Genomic DNA, 20943 nt, shown 5'->3' with positions numbered 1-20943 from the left:
TCGCCGCCCTCTACCAGCTCACCGCTAGTTAAAGCTCTTGGCCCAATTCACCAGCGAGTCGTGATAAACGTTCTCAGCCACGTCCTTGCGCATCTGTGGAGTGACCTCGCCGCGCATGGCCATCTGCGCCAGCACCGAGAGCTGCAGCTCCTGCACGCTCATCTCCTCGTAAGGCTTTTCCTTACCGAGAAAGAAGTCCATGGTGAGCTGCAGAGTCTCCGGTTGTCCCTGAGCTGCTGCGCCGCCGGGAGTCTCGCACCCATCAGGTGCGGACTCCTCAGCTGTGGCCTCTGCTGCAGCCTCAGCAGCCACCGCATCGCGCACCCGGGCCAGCAAGTCCTCTTCGAGCGCCCGTTTCTCTGCTTGAGCTGCAGCCTCTTGGGCCGCGGCCTTCTCGGCAGCTTCGCGGGCGGCTTTAAGGGCTTCTGCCTGAGCCTGATCTTGAGCACGCTGGTCGTCGGCGGCACGCTGGGCCTGGCTGAAGGCTTGAGCTTGGGCGACCCATTGGTCGTCTGCCTGGCGTTGAGCATCGGCAGCAGCCATGGCGATAGCTTGGGCATCGGCATCTGCCTGAGCCTGAGCGGCTGCAGCGTCAGCGTTGTTGGCAGCCTCCACAGGGCGCCAGATGTCGCCGGAGCAGCCGTCGGTGGGAAGGGCCACCTGGCCGTCTTGGGCCGTCGCCACTCGGCCGGTGAGGGCCCCTTCATAGGCAGAGGCTCCCAGCGCGTCAACCTGAAGAGTCGCGGGATTGTCGTCGTTGTTCACCGTCACGATCACAGATCCCTGAGGCAGCAGGCGCGCGAAGGCGTATTGGCGGTTGGTGAGGGCCAGCTCGCGGTACTCGCCGTAAGAAAGCGCGGGAGTCTCATGGCGCACCCGGCCCAAGCGTGCAAAGAAGGCAGGCCAGGGAGAATCGGCGAAGTCGGCGAGGGAAAGAGCGGGACGCAGCATGTCGTCGGCCCAGTTGGTGCGCTCGCCCTCGATGGCAAACTCGCTGCCGTAGTAGATGGAAGGCGTGCCAGGCAGCGTGTACTCAAGGACGTGTACCGGATAGAAGTGGCGCTTGTCGGCAAGCTTGGTCCAAATGCGGTTGACGTCGTGGTTGTCCACAAAGTTGTAGAGGCGCAGGCCGTCCACGCGGTCGCCGCCCATGTCGTAGTTGCGCTTGACGGTGTGGGCAATCTCGAAGTAGTTGTGGTCGTTATGGCCGCTATAGAGGGCTTTGTGCAGGCTGTAGTTGGTGACCGCATGGAGGGTGTCGCCGTTGACCCAGCGACTGTACTCGCCGTGGATCACCTCGCCCATGAGCCAAAAGTCGGGCTTCACCTCGTTGGCCACCTGGCGCAGAGCATGCATGAAGTCGAAGTCCAAGACGTCGGCAGCGTCCAGGCGAATGCCGTCGACGTCGAACTCTGCCACCCAAAAGCGCACGACGTCGCAGAGGTACTGGACCACTTGGCCGTTGCGCTGGTTGAGCTTGATGAGGTGGTCGTAGCCACCCCATGTCTCGTAGGACACCCCGTCGCCAAAGGAGTTGTTGCCGCCAAAGTTCACGTTCACAAACCAGTCGCGGTAGGGACTCTCTTCTCGGCGTTTAATCAGATCTTGGTAGGCAAAAAAGTCGCGTCCCACGTGGTTGAAGACGCCGTCGAAGACCACACGGATGCCGCGATCGTGAGCAGCGGACACTAGATTGCGCAGGTCGTCATTGGTGCCCAGACGGCTGTCTACACAGCGGTAATCGGTGGTTTCGTAGCCATGGCCCACGCTTTGGAACAGCGGGCCAATGTAGAGGGCGGTGACACCCAGGCGCTGCAGATGATCGAGCCAGGGCACCAGCTGCGCCAGGCGGTGCTGCGGCTCGCCATAATCGTTTTGCTTGGGCGCACCTAGCAGGCCCAGCGGGTAGATGTGATAAAAGACGGCCTCGTCGTACCAGGGCATGGAGGCTCCTCTCGACGCAGTCACAAGGCAGGGAGCACCGAGTCTAACCAAGGCAGTCTCTCATTTCAACTTTGCTTCAACCTGTGAACTATCTAGCCGCAGGACTGAAGTCCTGCGCAGGGTCGCTGTTCTGCGGACAGCCAGCCTTGGCTTAGGCGCGCTCCTCTGCGTTGGTACCCAGCAAGATCCGGCGGCATTCGCCGTAGGTTACCAGATAGTAGACGGCCATGAGCCCCAGCTCGCACAGGACTGTGCCGGCGACCATAGGCCAAAAATGCGCGGCGCCTGCGCCTGCGGCCAAAAGGGCCACCAGGGTCATGCCCACCATATCGTGGACCAGCGCCGCTACCAGCGGCATTCCAAAATATACCGCGAGCTGGGCTTTGAGCGACCCACAGATCATCTTGGACTCTACTCCCAGGTCTTTGAGGAGGCGGTAGCGGCTCAAGCTGTCGGCAGCCTGGGAAAGCTGCTGCAACGCCAAGATCGCCATGGCCGAGAGCACAAAGGCGATCCCGTAGAACAGCCCAATAAAACCAATGGGCGCCCACATCATGGGACCAGCCGCCCCACTGTGAGCCGCGGCAGAAGGATCTAGCCGCATGCCAATGGAAAAGGCCAGGCCTCCCACCATCATGCAGAGCCCGCAGGCCAAAAGCACGCACACCATGGCCAGCGCCATGGCCGAGCTGGACGCCTTGGCCTCCATTTGCCTAAGCGTGAAGGGGCGCAACCCCACCAGATAGCGGGCCGGATGGCGGCGCAGCCAAGCCGGCACCCCTTGAGCCAGCGACCTGAACAGCAGGTAGGTGCCAAAGAGCGCCGCTACGCCAAAGGGCAGAAGCATCCCCAAAGAACAACCCGGGCTCTATAAGCACGCAGCCCCACACCAGCGCCACCAGCAGCACACCCGCTGCCAGCTGCAGGCGCCTTAAAGCCGGCCGAGAAGCGCCTGCCAACTGTTCCGGTTTTTTCTCGGCAGACAGAAGCGCGGCAGGGGTGCTCTTGGCCACCACGCGCCCCGAAGCCATGCAAGCCACAGCCATCAGCGCCACAAAGCAGCCCAGCGTCCACTGGAAGGCCGAGGCAGAAAAGACCGGCGCCAGCACCCAGCCCACACCAAAGACTGCGGCTTCTAGAGCCATGAAGGCCGGGGAAAGCAGCAAGCCCGCGCCAATGCCCACCACAAACGAGAGCGCTCCCACGCAGGCTCCTTCGTAGATAAGGATGCGCGACACATGCGCCGACTCCATGCCCAGAAGAGCATAGAGGGCGAACTCCTTTTTGCGGCGTCGGCAGATGAACCTAAAGCCGTAGCTCACCAGAAACGCGAACACGATGACCACGAACACCGAGAAGGCGCTCATGAGATTGCCCAGCGACTGGGAACCCATCACCGCCCGCTGCGCCGGGTTCAGCACCATGGCGTCCAAGTAATCCCCAGATGCCGAGAAGGAATACAGCAAGCAGGCCGCGAAGGCCAGGGTGGCAAAGAACACCGAGTAGTCCTTGAGGCTTCGGCGCACGTTGCCCAGCGCGAGTTTGAGATACATGGATGAGACCTTTCTGTCTGAGACCTCATCCATGGTGGGCCGACAGGCGCGCAGGTACCATCGAGCTGCCTTACATCTGGCTCACAGAGCTGTAAGGCTAGGCCGCCTGCCTAGGGGCCTAATCCGACTTCTTTGCTCGGGTAGACAGACGCCCTACCTGGACATCCAAGGCCTTGAGGGCATCCATGACCTTCTCGGCATCTTGGCGGGCATGGGTCACGCGCTCCTTTTTGAGCCCCTTTTCCTCGATGACCTCCTGCAAAGCAGCCGCATAGTCGCTCTTGTGAGCCATGTTGACCTCGTGCCAGTTGACGCCGGCAAACCAACCGGCCACCGTGAGGTCCAAAGGCAGCTGCTTTTCCATCATAAGCATGGCAATCACCGGGTAGCCGGGATAACCCTGCCAATAGGTGGCCTTGTCGTAGGAGCAATAGATGATTTTGCCGTCCTCGATCTGACGCACCACACGGTAGCTCTTGGCGCCGTCGCTAGAAGTGACCACAGCCTGCGTGCCGTCGTCCAACAGGGTGATGCGGCCGTCCTCGATGGCCGACCAGGCTTCATAGATCTTCTCGATGGGAGGCAGCTTCTTCATGGGTATCAACCTCTTTTGCGCTGGCAAGCCCAGCGGCTGACTCTTGCCGCCGGGCCTGGGATGTGTACTAAGAGGGCTTGTACCCGCCCGCTCTTTCCACTACCCGCCAAGCAGCAAGCCCATCCAGCGTCTGCCAAATCGTCAACCTTTTATGAAAGGGCATCTATGGATCCCATCATGGAACGCAGAAGCGTGCGTACCTTCACCCCAGAGCCTGTGACTCAAGAGGAGCTTCGCCAGCTTCTAGCCGCCGCCATGGCCGCGCCTTCTGCAGTGAACCAGCAACCCTGGGAATTCTACGTAGTGCAAAACGCAGCTATGCGCGAAAGCCTGAGCCACACCAGCCCCTACGCCGGGCCTGCCGCCAAGGCGCCGGTGTGCATCGTGCCTTGCCTGCGCGCCCAAGACCTGCGAGCGCCGGAATATGCGCTGGTAGACCTCTCGGCTGCTACGGAGAACCTGCTGGTCAAAGCTTGCGAGCTTGGCTTGGGCGGCGTGTGGCTGGGCGTCGCCCCCAATCAGGAGCGCTCCCGTGCCGTCGCCCAGGTACTGGGCTGCCCGGACACGTTGGCCCCCTTCGCGCTTGTTGCTGTGGGCCATCCTGCCGACAAGCGCCAACCCACCGGGCCCTCGCGCTTTGACGAGTCCCGCATTCGGTGGGTGCAGTAACCGATCTAGTCATCTGGCTGTCTCACTCTTAACTGGCTATCGCACTCACAGCTCTCCTGCAAAAGCAAAAGGGGGCTAACAGGACAAAAAAGCATGCTGTGGATTGGGATGTTGGCGCAGGTCAACATCTCTTTTTGGGCGTTTAAATCCGGAAGGCAAATTTGAACATGGGGACCCGGATGGAGGGTGTGCTATCAGCTGCCCTATAACCCCAGATGAAGACGGCAAAATCGAGTCACTACATCCAGGATTTGCAGGGCTCGATGAGAAATGTGATCTGTGGGGCCAAGACGCAAAAAAGCGATAACGCTTGCGTCTACTAAGTACATTTCCTCTGTACATTTCCTCCGGCGCACGCCTACTAAGTACAATTTAATATGAAACCAACTCTGTGAGCTTGGTTGATGTAATACTTAAATAAAAAGTGGTGCCGATTTTGGGCAAAATCGGCCTACTAAGTACTTAGTAGGCGTGAAATGGTACTTAGTAGGCGTGAAGTGCCGCTCAGTTCAAACCTCATCTGCCCTGCATCCCCATTTCAAAGGCAGGTCTGCTTTTGACCTTCCAGATTTTACCTGGGGCTTTGCAGTTTGAAAGTAGCTCTACTTTCAAACTGCCCCCTTCTGAGCGCAAAGAGTACTTGTAAACAAAGAGTACTTGTAAATAATGAAGGTAGATTTGGCCTACACATTGAGGAGTATTGACGCAGGTCAATACTCCTCATCACAGCACGCTGTCTGTCCAAAAAGCCGCAAAAGCCTGACCCCGGAGAATTTCGAGGTCAGGCTTATTCTGTGTCCACACAGGCAACACGGCCAGCGGGAGGCCCATCAAGCTGATGAAGCTTCGAGCAGCTCCGCTCCCTAGGAGCGCTGCGCTTCTAGGGTGAGGGTGGAAAGCAGCGGCACCGCAGAGTCCAGATCCTCCTGTGTAGCCTGCCACTTCCAGTTGCCGACAGCTGTGCCGGGCACGTTCATGCGAGCCTCAGAGCCCAGCCCCAGCACATCCTGCAGCGGCATCATCACTACCGGCGCACCCGAGCGCAGGGCGTCTACCATGATGCGCTCTGCCAACGTACGACTCTCGTTCATGTCGGTGATGCCGTAGGCGTTGCGCACGAAGCCCAGCAGAGTATCGGTATCGTGAGTGCTGGTGTACGCGATCTTTTCAGGAGCTGGCAGATAGCCGCCCCGCAGGTCGCCGTCGTAGAACTCCAGCACATCCATGCCGGGGAACCCGCACTGGGCCAAAAGGCCACGGACGGCAGGGGTGATGATGCCCAGATCCTCGGCGATCACCGGCAGCGGCCCAAACTTTTGCGCCGCTGTGCGGAAGAGGTCCACACCCGGTCCCGGTTTCCATTGACCCTCCAACGCCGTCTTGCCATGGGGCACTGCATAGTAGTTCTCAAAGCCCACAAAGTGGTCCAAGCGCAGGTAATTATAGAGCCTGAAGAGATGGCCCAGACGCTCCAGCCACCACTGGTAATTGGTGTCTGCCAGATAGTTCCAGTTGTAGGTGGGGTTACCCCAAAGCTGGCCCTCGGGAGCAAAGCCATCGGGCGGCACTCCCGCGCACTCCTTCTTGTGACCGTGCGCATTCAGATTGAAGACTTCCGGATGCGACCAGGTATCGGCAGAGTCCTCGCTCACATACATGGGGATGTCGCCAATAATCTGAATCCCATGTTCGTTGGCGTAGGCCTTCAAAGCTTGCCACTGCACAAAGAAGAGCCACTGGCAAAACTCGTGAAACCGCACGCGTTCGGCCAGTTCGGGGCGGGCGGCCAGCTCTGGCGAGTAGCTGTGGTAGGGCTCCGGCCAGCTCTGCCAGGGCACATCTTCCAGCGACTCCTCGCGATCCTGAGCCTCCTGCGCCGTATCCTGCGTTCCCATCTCCGAGGTGTCAACCACCTCCGGCGATACCTCCTCAGCCGCGCTTTCCACTTCGCCGGGAGTTTGGGTGCGTAGCCACTGGGGGTCCACCAGGATCTCCCCTGCCAGCACGCCATCGCGAATGGCCTGATAGGTGGCGTAGGGCACCAACCACGAAGCCTCATTTTGGCGGAAGGCTTCAAAGTTTTCTGCCGAGAATACCTCGGCCACAGGAGTTGCGGCCACCACTAAAGACTCGGGGAACTTTTGGGTAGGAGCCCCTTCATTCCATGCCCGGTAGAGCTCCTCAAAGGTAAGGCCGCCGCGGTGCACCAGCGCCAGGTTGCCCGCAAAGGCGCTGGGACCTGCATAGGAGCTGCCAAAGGCATCGCAGGGATTGATGGGCAGCACCTGCCAATAGCGCTGGCGACCCTGAGAGAGGAAGTCCACGAAGCGGTAGGCCTCGGGACCCAGGGTGCCTGGCCCGTCGGGATTGGGCAGCGAAGTGATGTGAGCTACGACTCCTTGCCCATGCTCCAGCGGCTTTACCAGGGGAGGCGTGCCGTGGAAGTAAAGCACTGCCGAGCCCAGCTGACGCAAGGTGACGCGAGCCTCGCCGTTTTCCACCACTGGCGAGACGCCGCTTACCAGATCGTCGACCTGAGGCGCGCGCAAAGGCACCGACACCTCATGAACCGCCGAGAGCGACCGGTTCACCAGCACGCAGATGCACTCGCCAGACTCCTCGTCGCCGGGACCGGGAGTGCGCCAGAAGCCGTAGACGTCGGGGCCTGCCGAGAAGGGCTCGAACCCGCCGTTGACCAGCATGGGGAAGCGCTGGCGCAGGGCCATGGCGTTGTGGTAGATGGCCTGAGTGTCGGGGTCCTCGTGGCCCCAGGGATAGGTGGAGCGGTTGTATGGGTCGGTGTAGCCCTCGACTCCGGCCTCGTCGCCGTAGTAGACGCAGGGCACGCCAGGAGAGCACATCTGCACCAGCACCGCCAGCCAAAGGCGACCTTTGGCCAGGCCCTTCTGGCCCTCAGAGAGGCGGTACTCACGCATTTGCTCATCGGTCATGGAGTCTTTGTCCGGTGCGCCGCCCAGCACCGTGAACAAGCGTGGGCGGTCATGGCTGCCCAGCAGGTTGAGGCAGGCATAGAAGGCCTCAGGGGGATAGTTCTCCTTGAGGGAAGCCATGGTCTCAGCGATCTCCTCGGCTCCTTGCTCACCCAGCAGATAGCTTAGGAGCGCCGCCCTAAAGGGGTAGTTCATGGCGCTGTCCAGCTCATCGCCGCACAGGTAATGGCGCAGCTCGCCGTAGGCGATCTTGTTGGAGGCGTCCTCCCAGACCTCGCCCAGCAACAGGGCATCGGGCAACTCGGCGGTTTCTGCCGCCTTGATGCCAGCGATGAAGGGGTCGTTGAGCTCGTCGGCCACATCCAGGCGCCAGCCGCGGGCGCCCTGGCGAAGCCAGTAGCGCACCACGCCCTCGGGACCATAGACGAAGTCCTGCCACTGAGGGTTGGACTTATCGGTATCAGGAAGGTCGTCTACACCCCACCAGCAGGTGTAGGTGCCGTCCTCCTCCATCAGGTACCAGGGGCGATAGGGAGAGTCCGGCGACTGCCAAGCGCCCACCGAGTCGTAGTTGCCATATTTATTGAAGTAGCGGGAGTCCACGCCCGTGTGGTTGAAGACGCCGTCCAAAATGAGGGAGATGCCTCGCTCAGATGCGTCGTCTGCCAGGCGGCGGAAGTCCTCTAGCGTGCCCAGCATGGGATCGATGGCCAGGTAGTCACCGGTGTCATAGCGGTGGTTGGACTGGGCCTTGAAGATGGGATTCAAATAGATAGCCGTAAATCCCATGGAAGCGATGCGATCCAGATCTTGGCGAATGCCCTCTAGAGAGCCTCCGTAAAACTCCCAAACCGTGATGCGGTTGTGCTCGTCGCGCTGGTAGGCCACCGGCGTATCCCAGTCTTCCACCAAAGCCCGAGGCACACCCTGCGTAGGGGTTTCCAGCGCAGCCTCGGCCCGCTGGCGCCACTGATCATCGCGCCGATAGCGATCGGGGAAGATCTGGTAGACCATGCCGGCCTTGTACCAATCTGGAGTGACCTCGCGCTGATGGTAGACGGTGATCTGGAAGGAGGGCGGCATGTAGTCATACATCTGCCCTACGCCGCCGGTACGACCCTCGCGGGCGCCGTAATAGCGCACCACGCCGTCTGAACCCTCCAGCAAGAAGGCGTACCACAGGATGCCCAGCGCCTCGCAGGGCAGCTGTCCGGCAAAGGTGAGGCGGCCGTCCTCTGCTCGCTCTTCAAGCTCCATGGGCCAGAAGGCCTCGCCTTCGCCGTCAACCCAGGTGCGAATGGTGGCTTGGGTTCCCGGATCATCCCACACGTCGATCTTTAACGTGACGACGCCGCCCACAAGGGCGGCGCCGCCGGGATTTCTATACCGGGAGCCCCTGCTGTCGTGAAAGGCTCTCATGGTGTCCTCTCTTCTCCCTTAAACCTCAATGGCTGCTTAAGAAGGGCACGCTGCCGCCTCCAGGCCGTCCAAGGGGGTCGGGGGTGTTAGGCGCGCTCCTGAGGAATAACCTCGGGGTGGAGCCAACCATACATCTCAATATAACGATTTGCTGCAGCCGTCCAGGAGAAATCTACCTCCATGGCCTGGCGCTGGAGCTGCGCCCAGGCGCTCTTGTTGGTCCAGAAGACCTCAGCTGCGTTGAGGACGCAGTCTGCCATCTCTTCGCCATTGAAATTGGCAAAGGAGAAGCCCGTGCCCTCGCCTGTGAACTGATTGTAAGGGATGACCGAGTCTTTGAGACCGCCGGTCTCACGCACGATGGGCAAGGTGCCATAGCGCATGGAAATCATCTGAGACAGGCCGCAGGGCTCGAAGAGCGACGGCATCAGGAACATGTCTGCGCCGGCGTACATGCGCTGGGAGAGACCCAGGTCGAAGTCGATGCGAGCGCACATGGAGCCTTGATACTTCCAGTCGAAGTAGCGCAGCGAGTCCTCGTAGGTGCGGTCGCCGGTGCCCAGCACTGCCACCTGAATGGAGCGGCCCAGCAGGCGCTCCAGCGAGTACTGCACCAGATCGAGGCCCTTTTGCTTGGTGAGACGGGTCACCATGGCCACCAGCGGGCGCCCGGGGTTCACCTCGAGGCCCAGCTCCTCCTGAAGCGCGGCCTTGCAGGCGGCCTTGCCAGCCATGTCGCCCACAGAGAAGTTGGCGGCGATGGCGGGATCGGTAGCCGGGTCGAAGGCCTTGGTGTCGATGCCGTTCAAGATGCCATGGAGCGACTCGGAACGCTGACGGAACAGACCGTCCAGGCCCTCGCCAAAGAAGGGGGTCTTGAGCTCCTGGGCATAGGTAGGGCTCACCGTGGACAGCAGGTCGGAGTAGATGAGCGCACCTTGCATATAGTTGATGGTATCCGGTGCGCAGTAGAGCTGGCGTACCGCATTGGGTGCCGGGAGCAGGCCTGCGGTATCCAGCACTGAGTCGCCGTACATGCCTTGGAACTTGGCATTATGTATCGAGAAGACCGTGCGCACGTTGTCGTAGAGCGGCAGGCCCTGGTAATACTCGCGCAAGAAGACAGGGGCCAGAGCCGTCTGCCAGTCATTGCAGTGCAAGATGTCGCAACGGAAATCCGGCAGGTATTGGAGGCTCTCCGTGATGGCCTTGGAGAAGAAGGCGAAGCGCTCGCCGTCGTCGAAGTAGCCATAGAGGCCGTCGCGCTTAAAGAAATGCTCATTGTCGATGAAGTAGTAGTCGACGCCATCCTTCTGGATGCGCTCCAGACCGCAGTACTCGCTTCTCCACCCCATGTTGAGATAGAAGTCGCAGACGTGCTCCATCTGGTCGACGTACTCTTGCTTGATGGTGCCGTATTTAGGAAGCATCACCACGACGCGGCAGCCGGCTGCCACAAGCGCCTGAGGCAGCGAGCCGGCCACGTCGCCTAGGCCACCCGTCTTGGAAAACGGGGCGGCCTCGGCCGACGCAAATACGACGCGTAGCTTCCTGCGTTGTTTAGCAGACACTAGCTGCGTCCCTTCCCCTGAATAAGGATGTCATCCAGCGTGCCACGAAGCTCGGTGCGGGCCGGGATGGTGTTGTCGCGGTCCACAATGGCGTTCTCGATGCGAGCGCCGCTCTCCACCACGCAGGACTGCATGACGATGGCATTGCGCACGGTGGCTCCGGGCTCCACCACCACGTTGCGGCCCAGGATGGAGTTCTCCACGCAGCCTGCGATGCGAGAGCCGCCAGCCACCAGGGAGTTGGACACCTTAGCGCCGGGCTCGTACTTGGCGGGAGGATTGTCGTGGGCTTTGGTGAAGATGGGGCGCTCGTCGCCAAAGATCTCGTCGTCGATGTCGGGATCCAGAAGCTTCATCGAGTTCTTGTAGAAGCACTTGGCCGAAAAGACTGCCATGGCAGGACCGTCGAAGGTGTAGGTCTGCACGTTGACGCGGTCCAGGTCGCCGGTGAGGGCCTCGAAGAGGTCTAGGTAATCCAGAGACTTATACCAGTCCAGCAGCTGCTTCAAGATGTCAATGGAAACCACGAAGGTGTCCAGGAAGGAGGTGTCGCCAAACTGCACGCCCTGATGCACGCCCACCACGCGGTTGTTGTCTACGTGGAAGCCGGTGAGAGAGACGTTCTCCTCGGCAGCGCGCTTGGTGACCACGGTGATGTCTGCGCCGGACTTGCAGTGCTCGTCGATGAGGTCCTGGAAGTCCATGTTGTAGATGATGTTGGCGGCAGAGAGCACGATGTAAGGGCGCTTCTCGCGATCCAAGAAAACGCGGTTGTCAATGAGGTCGCGAATGAGGAAGCGGGCGCCGGAGCGGGTGGAGCCAAAGGCAGAGCCCGGCAGGTTGAACAGGCCGCCATGCTTGCGGTCCAGCGACCAATCCTTGCCGGACTCCACATGATCCATGAGCGCGCGGTAGTTGGAGGGCAAAATCAGGCCCACAGTACGCATGCCGGCGTTGACCATGTTAGAGAGAGCGAAGTCCACCATGCGGTAACGGCCAGCGATGGGCAGCGCTGCCGGGGGACGGGACTCGGTGAGGGCACTCGGGTTTTTGAGTGAGTAATTGGTGGTAATGAGGCCAATGCAGCGATCCACGATTACTCCTCCCCCTTTCCTACAACAACGTTGTCGCCAACAACCACGGTGTCCTTGGGCTTGTCGACGGAACCAAACTTGACATTCTCCTCTACCACGGCGCTTTCGCCGAGAATAGCATTCACCACGTAGGCGCCGGCCATGACCTTGGCGCCGGGCAGAAGTATGGAGTCCACCACGTGAGCGCGGGGGCCCACATAGGCGTCGGTGGAGAGGATGGAGTGCTTGACCTCGCCAAAGACGCGGCAGCCGTTGGCTACCAAAGAGTCATCCACAGAGGCGGCGGTGCCGATGAGATGGGGCGGGCGAGTGGGGGCGTTGCTCATGACGGGGAAGTCGGGCTGATCCAGGTTGAACTCGGGGTTGGCGCCCAGAAGCGACATGGCGGTGTCGTGGTAGGAGGCGATGGTGCCTACGTCGCGCCAGAAGCCGTGGAACTCGTAGCAATAGATGCGACGGCCCTCTTCGAGCATCTTGGGGATGATGTTGTTGCCAAAGTCATGCTCGGAATCGGGGTCGTTGGCATCTTCACGCAGAGCGTTGATGAGCACATCGGTGGAGAAGATGTAGATGCCCATGGATGCAAGGTTGGAATCCGGTTGGGCGGGCTTCTCGGTGAACTTCACTACCGAGCCGTCGTCGTCTTTGGTGATGATGCCAAAGCGGCTGGCCTCGTCCCAAGGCACAGGCATGACGGAGATGGTGAGGTCGGCGTTGTTCTTGATATGGACGTCCAGCATCTTGCGATAGTCCATGGAGTAGAGGTGGTCGCCGGACAGGATGAGCACGTACTCGGGATCCTGGGTCTCGATGTAGCCGATATTTTGATAGATGGCATCCGCGGTGCCGGCATACCACGAGCCGCCGGTCTCGGTGGCGAACGGAGGGAGCACGGAGACGCCGCCGTCGCGCTCGTCGAGGTTCCATGCGGCGCCAGTGCCGATGTAGCTGTGAAGCAGATAGGGACGGTACTGGGTCAGCACGCCCACGGTGTTGATATCGGAGTTTGCGCAGTTGGATAGCGCGAAGTCAATGATGCGGTACTTTCCGCCAAAGGACACGGCCGGCTTGGCGATCGACCGTGTGAGGGCGCCTAAACGGGAACCCTGCCCGCCGGCAAGAAGCATCGCGAGACACTCCTTCTTGCTCATAACACTCCCCTTCCTGTAGAAAACCTCGGCTCGAGGCTCCTTGGGTGGAACGCCTCTTTTTTGGGAGGCGTCCCTAAACTCCTGAACAGTACGAACTACTCTGGCCCCGACCCTCTCTCTGGGTAAGGGGCTACACGTGCCAGATGTCTTCAGCGTACTCACGAATGGTGCGGTCCGACGAGAAAAATCCGGAATTTGCGGTATTCGCGAGCGCCATGGCGTTCCAGCGGCGCTGGTCGCCATAGATCGATCCTAAATGCTCCCAGGCATCCACATAGGAGTGGAAGTCTTTCAGAACAAAGTCAGCATCATTCTTATGCATGAGGCCGTCGTAAATAAGATTAAAGTTTCCGGACAGCCCTGCGAACGTCCCATCGATAAGTTCATCAACAACACGTCCCAGGCGGTCGCGGTCGCGGTTGTACTCATCCCAGGCGAAGTAGCTATTGGAGGACTTAAGGGCTTCCACCTCATCGACGGTGAGGCCAAAGATCTCGATGTTGTCGCGGCCGGCCAGCTGGGCGATCTCAACGTTGGCGCCGTCCAAAGTGCCCAGGGTAATGGCAGCGTTGGCCATGAGCTTCATGTTGGACGTGCCCGACGCCTCCATGCCGGCAGTGGAGATCTGCTCGGAGATCTCGGCAGCAGGATAGATAAGCTCGGCGTTGCTTACCGAGAAGTTGGGCACGAAGGCCACCTTGATGATCTGGTTGGCGCGAGGATCGTTGTTGACCACGTGAGCCACCGAGTTGATGAGGCGGATGACCTCTTTGGCGTAGGTGTAGCTCTGGGCGGCCTTGCCGGCGAAGATGAACGAGGTGGGACGAGGAGTGTAGCCCCAGTTGACGATGCGGTTGTAAACGTCCATCACCTTGAAGATGTTGAGCAGCTGGCGCTTGTAGGCGTGGAAGCGCTTCACCTGGACGTCGAAGACCGAGTCGCAATCCAGCTCTACGCCGGTGGTCTTCTTGATGTAAGCAGCCAGGCGCTCCTTGTTGAGACGCTTGGAGTCGGTCATGGCGTCCAAGAAGACGCTGTCCTTGTAGAAGGCCGAGAGCTTGTGGAGCTCGCTGGCGTCATCCAGCCAGCCGTCGCCGATGGCACTGGTGATGAGACGGGAATAGCTAGGATTGGCATTGCCAAGGAACCGACGGAAGGAAATGCCGTTGGTCTTGTTGTTGAACTTCTCGGGATCCAGCTGATAGAAACCGTTGAGGACCTCGCGCTCCAAGATGTCGGTGTGGATCTTGGCCACGCCGTTCACCGAGTGTGAGCAGATGATGGAAAGGTTGGCCATGCGCACCTGGCCGTCCCAGAGGATGGCGGTCTCGCACAGAAGATCCATGCGGTCGCCGTGCTTGGCGATGAAGTCCTCACGATAACGGCGGTCGATCTCCTCGATGTACATGTAGATGCGAGGCAACAGGCGATGGAAGACGTCGATGGGCCACTTCTCCAGAGCCTCAGGCAACACCGTATGGTTGGTGTAGCTGATGGTGCGGGTGACGATGTCCCAGGCGCGGTCGTAGTCCAGGCCCTCCTCGTCGATAAGGACGCGCAGCAGCTCGGCGCCGCACATGGCGGGGTGAGTGTCGTTGGTGTGGATGGCGATAAGCTCGGGGAACATATCCCAATCCACCGTGCCGTCGGCACGGGTGTTCTCGCGCTTGAAGGTGCGCATGATGGAGCCGATGCCTGCAGCCACAAACAAATACTCCTGCTTCAAGCGCAGGATGCGGCCGTGCTCGCCAGCATCGTTGGGATACAGGATGGTAGAGATAGCCTCGACGTCGGTGCGGAATTTGGAGGCGTTCGCATATTGACCGTCGTTGAAGGCATCCAGGTCGAAATTCTCCTGAGCGGGCTCGGCAGACCAAATGCGCAGCTTGTTGACGGTTTGCCCGCCATAGCCCACCACAGGGATGTCGTAGGGCACTGCCTTGACGGTCTCGCCGCCCTCCAAGGTGAACCAGTACTTGCCGTCCTCCTCGTGGCGCATCACCTCGCCGCCAAAGGTGACCTCCACAGCAGACTCGGGGCGACGGACCTCCCAGGGATAGCCCTTGGCCAGCCAGTTGTCGGTCTCCTCCACTTGGCGGCCATCCTTGATCACCTGGCGGAACAGCCCATAGCGATAGCGCATGCCGTTGCCGTAGCCGGCAATGCCCTCATGAGCCATGGAATCCAGGAAACAGGCAGCCAGGCGCCCCAGGCCGCCGTTGCCCAAGCCGGGGTCGACCTCACAGGCAGAGAGGCGCTCCAGCGAAGTGCCCATCTCCTCCAAAGCCTCCTGCACGGTCTCTAGCGCGCCCAGATTGAGCAGGTAGTTCTCCAGGAGCGGGCCGATAAGAAACTCCAACGAGAAGTAGAAGACGCGCTTCTTGCGCTGAGCCACGATGGCGTTGTCGTTTTTCACGTGAATGGCGCGGGCACGATAGGCTACCAGGTTGCAAAGGGCTGCAAAGCGCTCGTAATCGTCGGCGTCCTCGAAGTCTTTGCCCACCTCGGACTCCACCATGCGGCGGTATTCCTTCTTGAATTGTCCTGTGCTCTCGAAGATGTCGTTTTTCACTCGATACTCCTTATTTACAGGGATTAGGGCGTCGTGTAAGGGATGCGCCCGGGTGACGTGGGACCCGGGCGCATCTGAGTGCGATTAAGCATCTGCCTCGCTTAGCTGCGCTTGCGAGGAGCCTTCTTGGCTGCCGGCGCTTTCTTCGCAGCCGGCGCCTTCTTGGCTGCCGGCCTGGAAGCCGCGGGCTTCTTGGGAGCCTCGGCTGCGGGAGCCTCTACGGCCTTAGCGGCAGCCTTGGGAGCCTCGGCCTTCTTGGAAGAGGGCGCAGCCTTGGGCGTCTTGGTAGGGGCAGCCTTTGCCGCAGTGGCCTTCTTCGCGGCAGGAGCCTTCTTGGCTGCCGGCTTGGAAGGCGCGGGCTTCTCGGCAGCCTTGGGAGCCTTGGCTGCGGGAGCCTCTACGGCCTTAGCGGCAGCCTTGGGGGCAGCGGCCTTCTTAGGCGCGGGCTTCTCGGCAGTCTTGGGAGCCTTGGCTGCCTTGGAAGCAGCTGCCGGCTTGGAAGCCGCGGGCTTCTCGGCAGCCTTCTTGGCGGGCTTAGGGGCCACATAGCTGGACTTGCCGGTGCGACGGAGCACCACGCCGCCCAGAGGAGGAACGCGCAGGACGATGGAGTTCTCGCAGCGATCGTAGGGCTCGGGAGTGGAGACCAGCTTGCCCTCGTTGATCACGCCGGAACCGCCAAACTCGACGGCGTCGGAGTTGAAGACCTCCTCGTAGTTGCCCTCGCGGGGCACGCCGATGCGGAACTCCTCATAGGCAGCGGGATCCCAGTTGAGCACTACCACGCGGTCGTCCACCGGGCGGTCGCCCTTGCGGGTGTAGACGATGATGGACTGCTCGGCGTTGTCGGCGTCGACCCACTCGAAGCCGTTCTCGTCGTAGTTGTGCTGCCAGAGGCCCTTGTTGTCGCGGAACATATGGTTGAGCTCGGCAATGTAGTGCTGGTGCTTGCGGTGGGGCTCATACTCGTCTGCCAGGAACCACTGGATGCCCTCGTAGTAGCGCCACTCGATGTACTGGCCGATCTCGTTGCCCATGAAGTTGAGCTTGGCGCCGGGGTGGGTCATCTGATAGAGGGCCAGGGTGCGAAGGCCGGCGAACTGGCGCCACTGGTCGCCCGGCTGGCGCACGATGAGGGAGGCCTTGCCGTGCACCACCTCGTCATGGGACAGAGGCATGACGTAGTTCTCCGAGAAGGCGTACATCATGGAGAAGGTGAGCAGCTTGTGGTTGCCCGGACGCCAGGGGAAGTCGGTCTTGCAGTAATTGAGGGTGTCGTTCATCCAGCCCATATCCCACTTGTAGTGGAAGCCCAGGCCGCCTACCTCGGCGGGACGAGTTACCAGGGGCCAGGCGGTGGACTCCTCGGCCATCATCATGGCGTCGGGGTGGTACTTGCCCACGGTCTCGTTGATGTGGCGGATGAAGTCGATGGCCTCGAAGTCTTCCTCGGTGCCCTTGTCGTTGAACTTCTTTTGGCTGGGGTCGTCCACGCCAAAGTTGAGATAGAGCATGGAGGTCACGCCGTCGACGCGGATGCCGTCTGCGTGGTAGGCCTCGAGCCAGAAGAGGGCGTTGGAGGTGAGGAAGGTGCGCACCTCGCCGCGAGAGTAATCGAACTTGTAGGTGCCCCAGTTGGGGTGCTCTTCCTTCTCGTAGAGGTTGTGGCCGTTGAAGTGCACCAGGCCCTGGATGTCGCGGCAGAAGCCGCCGGGCACCCAGTCCAGGATGACGCCGATGTTTGCCTGGTGGCACTTGTCCACGAAGTTCATGAAGGCCGAAGGGTCGCCATAGCGCGAGGTAGGCGCATAGTAGCCGGTGGTCTGATAGCCCCAGGAGCCGTCGAAGGGGTGCTCCATGACGGGCATGAGCTCGATGTGGGTGTAACCCATGTCGCGCACATAGTCCACTAGCTGCTCGGAGAGCTCGTCATAGGTGAGGTAGGAGCCGCCGCCCTCGCCCATGCCCAGGCCGTCCAGGCCGTCGTCGTGGCGCTTCCAAGAGCCCAGATGCACCTCATAGATGTTAAGGGGGCGCTTGAAGTGGTCGGTGCGGGCGCGACGGCCCATCCACAGGCCGTCCTTCCACACGTGGCGAGAGAGGTCTGCCAGACGGGAAGCGGTTCCCGGAGGGCACTCGCTCCAGAAGGCGTAGGGGTCTGCCTTGTAGAGCTCGGTGCCGTCCTGGCAGAGCACGTAGTACTTGTAAAGCTGACCTTCCTGGGCGCCCGGCACAAAGCCGCACCACACGCCGCCGGTAGCGGTCTCCTCCAGCGGGTTGGCCGAGATGTTCCACTCATTGAACTCGCCAATGACAGAAACAGACTTCACCTCAGGCGCCCACACCGCAAAGGCGTAGCCTTCCTGGCCGTCACGGGTCTCTTTATGAGCACCCATCTTCTCCCAGCTACGGTTCCAGTCGCCCTTGGCCAACAGATACAGGTCGTCGTTGGTAATGGAATTCTGGCTCACGCTCATGGCGCTTTCCTCCTTGCCGGGCACCAGGGGCATCGCCATGCAGCGATGCCGTCGCTGATTACCCTTGCCGATAAGAGCCTTCGTCTCGTACGCCAGCCCGCCATGGCAGAAACCTTGACGCTCGCGCAAGTGACGTTGCGGATGGACCTTCAGAGTGTTTTGTGCTTTTGAACGAACCCACAATACCCACCACGGGGCCTCTGCGCAACACAAAACTTGTTCGCCCAATGCAATTTTTCTTCTTGCCCTATCCCTAAACCCACGTTATCGCAGGTTTAGTCCATTATGATTTATCAATCCTGCCAACGGCAAATCCGCTGCTCCCACCATAATATTTGGACGTTTTTCCCACCGGTTGTAAGGAATTTCCATTGGGTGCGCAGGAATAGTCACTGGGAGATAATTCATGGGCGTGCACGCAAAAATCCTACAGTCACAAGGGCAGTGATGTATTACTGACTTTCGGTATAAGATGCCTGCAGCGTTTATATGAGATTTTCATTGACATCAAAGGGGTTTCACGCTGGGCTCTAGGCCGTGTTCGGGGCAGAACAGGCTCATTGTGCCCCGGCGTTCAAATGCTCACGCGCCCACAGCTCTTCAAATAGGTGCTCACAACTCATAGAACAGGGCTTATAGGACAGATAGCGTGCTGCGATAAGGGGTGTTGACCTGCCTCAGACCTGCGCTAACACCCCTTAATATGGAGGCCATAATCTGTTGACCAAATATACATTCATTATTTATAAGTACTCTTTTTGCGGGCACTCTTTGCGGCTAGAAGGTGGGCAGTTTGAAAGCAGGACTGCTTTCAAACTGCAAACTCCCGGGTAAATGATGGAAGGCCAAAAGCAGGCCTGCCTGCGAGATGAGGGCGCAGGACAGATGAGGCTTGGGCTGGGCACCACCTCACGCCTACTAAGTACTTAGTAGACCGATTTCGCCCAAAATCAGCGCCACTTTTTATTTAAGCATCACATCACCCAAGCTCACAGAGTTGGTTTCATATTCAATTGTACTTAGTAGGCGCGTGCCGGAGGAGATGTACGGAGGAAATGTACTTAGTAGGCGCATGCGCTGTCGCCCTCCTACATCTTGGCCCCGCAGGCTCTGCAGATCGCCTTTTTCATCGAGTGCTGCAAATCCTGGATGTAACGACTCGGTTTTTGCTGTCTTTAGCTGGGGCAACACTGCATTTGACAGCGCAACCTCTGTTCGGGCCCCTGTGTTTGAATGAGCCTTCCAGATTTAAACACCAAAAAAGGGACGTTGACCTGCGCCAACGTCCCAATTCACAGCATGCTTTTTGTCCTGTAAGCCTAGAACAGACACACCATGGACCTGCGGCTCTCCGCAAAAGGCCCTCCATGTCCTGCGACATGGAGGGCCTGACAGGCAATCTGAAGCACGCAGCCAAAGTGCCTAGGCTGCAAAACCACTGCTTATTAGTAGTTGACGGCCTGCTGCTGGAAGTAAGCCTGGGGATGGCCGCAGACGGGGCACACCTTGGGGGCCTCGGGACCCACATGCAGGTGGCCGCAGACGGTGCACTGCCACACGGTGGCGTCGCCGCGCTTGAAGACCTCACCGGAGTCGATGCGGTCCACGAGCTTGTTGTAACGGGCCTCGTGGGTCTTCTCGATGGCGCCTACCAGCTGGAACTTAGCGGCAATCTCGTCGAAGCCCTCCTCCTTGGCCTGCTCGGCGAACTCGGCGTACATCTGAGTCCACTCGTAGTTCTCGCCAAAGGCGGCGTCCTTGAGGTTGGTGAGGGTGTCAGGGATGGTGCCGCCATGGAGATACTTGAACCAGATCTTGGCGTGAGCGGCCTCGTTGCCGGAGGTCTCAGTGAAGATGTCGCCGATCTGGACGTAGCCGTCCTTCTTGGCCTGCTTGGCGTAATAGCCGTACTTGATAGAAGCCTGGGACTCGCCGGCAAAGGCGGTCTCAAGGTTCTTCTTGGTCTTGGACTCGTTGAAATCTACGTTGGGCATAGTACTTCCTTCCTTACGCCGCTGGGGCGCGAACGACGGATGTCTAGAGCATAGTTTACAGTCTAACTTTTTCTTGGCTTCAGGCATTCCAGCGTCCGCCACAGGAATGGCAAAAGCCCTCACGTTCCAACTCTTCCAAAAGCTCGGCCACCAATCCTACACGAGGTTCCGGCCTACCGGCTTCCAGCTCTTTTTGCCCCAGCTGAGCTGCAGCTTCTTCCAGCGTCAAGCCACCTGCGCCCCCCGAAGCCGCCAAGTCGCGAGCTTCCAAAAGCAGCCTTACCAGGATGGCGCGCTTTTGTCGGCGTGAGCCCTCAAAAGCCGACTGCTTCCTGTGTCCCGCAGACCTCCTAGAAGGATTAGGCAGCGTGCGCTTGAGATAGGCGCCGTAGTCCAGCAGCGCGTAATACCACTGGCGTGCATTATCCGGCGGACAAGCGGCTTCCACCAGAGGCGCCAGCACAGAATCGGGAACTTTCTGGGCATCCGGAAAGAGCTCGTGCAGAAAGACGGTGCGCACATTGGTTTCCAGGTACACACCAGGCAGGTCGAAGGCAAAGGCGCGAATGCCTGCTGCCGTAGCCGGGCCAACGCCAGGAAGCGAGACAAGCGCCTGGTAGTCGCAGGGCATCGTGCCGAGAGACTCTTCCGCCAGTTGCTGGGCGGCTTTGTGCAGTGAAAGCGCGCGGCGGTTGTAGCCTAAGCCCTGCCACTCTTGAAGCACATCCGCAGGCTGCGCGACAGCCAACGCTTCGATGGTGGGAAATGCTGCGAGCCAGCGCTGCCAGCGGCCGTCGACGCGACTTACCTGGGTTTGCTGGAGCATGACCTCGCTGATCCAGATGGCATAGGGGTCTTGGGTGTGGCGCCAGGGCAGGTCGCGCCAATTGAGACGGCCCTGCTCCAGCATGCGGGCGCGAAAGCCGCCCCAAGACTCATCCATAGCCGCAGAT

13 protein-coding genes are annotated in these 20943 nt (G+C 60.0%); 1 reads left to right on the top strand and 12 read right to left on the bottom strand.

Annotated features, from left to right (window positions below; translation table 11 throughout):
- Nucleotides 1-24: 24 nt before the first annotated feature.
- The 4 genes from E5334_RS03560 to E5334_RS03550 form a co-directional block, all read right to left on the bottom strand.
- On the bottom strand, nucleotides 25-1944 hold the full coding sequence (locus E5334_RS03560; RefSeq protein ID WP_136012237.1) for an alpha-amylase family glycosyl hydrolase: 1920 nt from the start codon (nucleotides 1942-1944) through the stop codon (nucleotides 25-27).
- Nucleotides 1945-2095: 151 nt separating this feature from the next.
- Nucleotides 2096-2626, bottom strand: coding sequence for a hypothetical protein (locus E5334_RS08780; RefSeq protein WP_275438912.1), 531 nt, complete (start codon nucleotides 2624-2626; stop codon nucleotides 2096-2098).
- A gap of 31 nt (nucleotides 2627-2657) precedes the next feature.
- Nucleotides 2658-3497, bottom strand: coding sequence for an FtsX-like permease family protein (locus tag E5334_RS08775; protein WP_275438911.1), 840 nt, complete (start codon nucleotides 3495-3497; stop codon nucleotides 2658-2660).
- A gap of 118 nt (nucleotides 3498-3615) precedes the next feature.
- The gene (locus E5334_RS03550; protein ID WP_136012236.1) at nucleotides 3616-4092 is read right to left on the bottom strand and encodes a hypothetical protein; all 477 of its coding nucleotides are present in this window, start codon (nucleotides 4090-4092) and stop codon (nucleotides 3616-3618) included.
- A gap of 165 nt (nucleotides 4093-4257) precedes the next feature.
- On the opposite strand from E5334_RS03550, the gene E5334_RS03545 reads away from it, so the two are divergent.
- The gene (locus E5334_RS03545) at nucleotides 4258-4761 is read left to right on the top strand and encodes a nitroreductase family protein (protein ID WP_136012235.1); all 504 of its coding nucleotides are present in this window, start codon (nucleotides 4258-4260) and stop codon (nucleotides 4759-4761) included.
- Nucleotides 4762-5624: 863 nt separating this feature from the next.
- Here E5334_RS03545 and malQ read toward each other — a convergent pair.
- The 8 genes from malQ to E5334_RS03505 all read right to left on the bottom strand — a co-directional run bounded on the left by malQ (nucleotide 5625) and on the right by E5334_RS03505 (nucleotide 20933).
- Nucleotides 5625-9131, bottom strand: coding sequence for a 4-alpha-glucanotransferase (gene malQ, locus E5334_RS03540; RefSeq protein WP_136012234.1), 3507 nt, complete (start codon nucleotides 9129-9131; stop codon nucleotides 5625-5627).
- An 86-nt stretch (nucleotides 9132-9217) separates the two neighbouring features.
- On the bottom strand, nucleotides 9218-10702 hold the full coding sequence (gene glgA, locus E5334_RS03535; protein ID WP_136012233.1) for a glycogen synthase GlgA: 1485 nt from the start codon (nucleotides 10700-10702) through the stop codon (nucleotides 9218-9220).
- On the bottom strand, nucleotides 10702-11796 hold the full coding sequence (glgD, locus tag E5334_RS03530; protein WP_136012232.1) for a glucose-1-phosphate adenylyltransferase subunit GlgD: 1095 nt from the start codon (nucleotides 11794-11796) through the stop codon (nucleotides 10702-10704). Before glgD ends, glgA begins: the two co-directional genes overlap by 1 nt.
- Nucleotides 11797-11798: 2 nt before the next feature.
- Nucleotides 11799-12947, bottom strand: coding sequence for a glucose-1-phosphate adenylyltransferase (locus E5334_RS03525; RefSeq protein ID WP_136012231.1), 1149 nt, complete (start codon nucleotides 12945-12947; stop codon nucleotides 11799-11801).
- A 130-nt stretch (nucleotides 12948-13077) separates the two neighbouring features.
- The gene (locus tag E5334_RS03520) at nucleotides 13078-15519 is read right to left on the bottom strand and encodes a glycogen/starch/alpha-glucan phosphorylase (RefSeq protein WP_275438910.1); all 2442 of its coding nucleotides are present in this window, start codon (nucleotides 15517-15519) and stop codon (nucleotides 13078-13080) included.
- A gap of 101 nt (nucleotides 15520-15620) precedes the next feature.
- Nucleotides 15621-17996, bottom strand: a complete 2376-nt coding sequence (gene glgB / locus E5334_RS03515) for a 1,4-alpha-glucan branching protein GlgB (protein WP_136012230.1) — start codon at nucleotides 17994-17996, stop codon at nucleotides 15621-15623.
- Nucleotides 17997-19441: 1445 nt separating this feature from the next.
- Nucleotides 19442-19990, bottom strand: a complete 549-nt coding sequence (rbr, locus tag E5334_RS03510; RefSeq protein WP_136012229.1) for a rubrerythrin — start codon at nucleotides 19988-19990, stop codon at nucleotides 19442-19444.
- Nucleotides 19991-20069: 79 nt separating this feature from the next.
- A complete protein-coding gene (locus E5334_RS03505; RefSeq protein WP_136012503.1) occupies nucleotides 20070-20933 on the bottom strand; it encodes an HhH-GPD family protein in 864 nt (287 codons plus the stop codon).
- Nucleotides 20934-20943 lie beyond the last annotated feature (10 nt).

It is taken from the genome of Muricaecibacterium torontonense (assembly GCF_004793925.1).
GTDB lineage: Bacteria > Actinomycetota > Coriobacteriia > Coriobacteriales > Atopobiaceae > Leptogranulimonas > Leptogranulimonas caecicola.
The sequence above is the reverse complement of the archived record's forward strand: the minus strand, read 5'-3'. Positions and strand labels throughout refer to the sequence as shown.

Excerpts from the sequence above, each read along its gene's own strand:
- E5334_RS08780 (WP_275438912.1), bottom strand. The coding sequence starts at position 2,626 with ATGGCGCTGGCCATGGTGTGCGTGCTTTTGGCCTGCGGGCTCTGCATG.
- malQ (WP_136012234.1), bottom strand. The coding sequence starts at position 9,131 with ATGAGAGCCTTTCACGACAGCAGGGGCTCCCGGTATAGAAATCCCGGC.
- rbr (WP_136012229.1), bottom strand. The coding sequence starts at position 19,990 with ATGCCCAACGTAGATTTCAACGAGTCCAAGACCAAGAAGAACCTTGAG.
- E5334_RS03505 (WP_136012503.1), bottom strand. The coding sequence starts at position 20,933 with ATGGATGAGTCTTGGGGCGGCTTTCGCGCCCGCATGCTGGAGCAGGGC.
- glgB (WP_136012230.1), bottom strand. The coding sequence starts at position 17,996 with ATGAGCGTGAGCCAGAATTCCATTACCAACGACGACCTGTATCTGTTG.
- E5334_RS03525 (WP_136012231.1), bottom strand. The coding sequence starts at position 12,947 with ATGAGCAAGAAGGAGTGTCTCGCGATGCTTCTTGCCGGCGGGCAGGGT.
- E5334_RS03560 (WP_136012237.1), bottom strand. The coding sequence starts at position 1,944 with ATGCCCTGGTACGACGAGGCCGTCTTTTATCACATCTACCCGCTGGGC.
- E5334_RS03545 (WP_136012235.1), top strand. The coding sequence starts at position 4,258 with ATGGATCCCATCATGGAACGCAGAAGCGTGCGTACCTTCACCCCAGAG.
- E5334_RS03550 (WP_136012236.1), bottom strand. The coding sequence starts at position 4,092 with ATGAAGAAGCTGCCTCCCATCGAGAAGATCTATGAAGCCTGGTCGGCC.
- E5334_RS08775 (WP_275438911.1), bottom strand. The coding sequence starts at position 3,497 with ATGTATCTCAAACTCGCGCTGGGCAACGTGCGCCGAAGCCTCAAGGAC.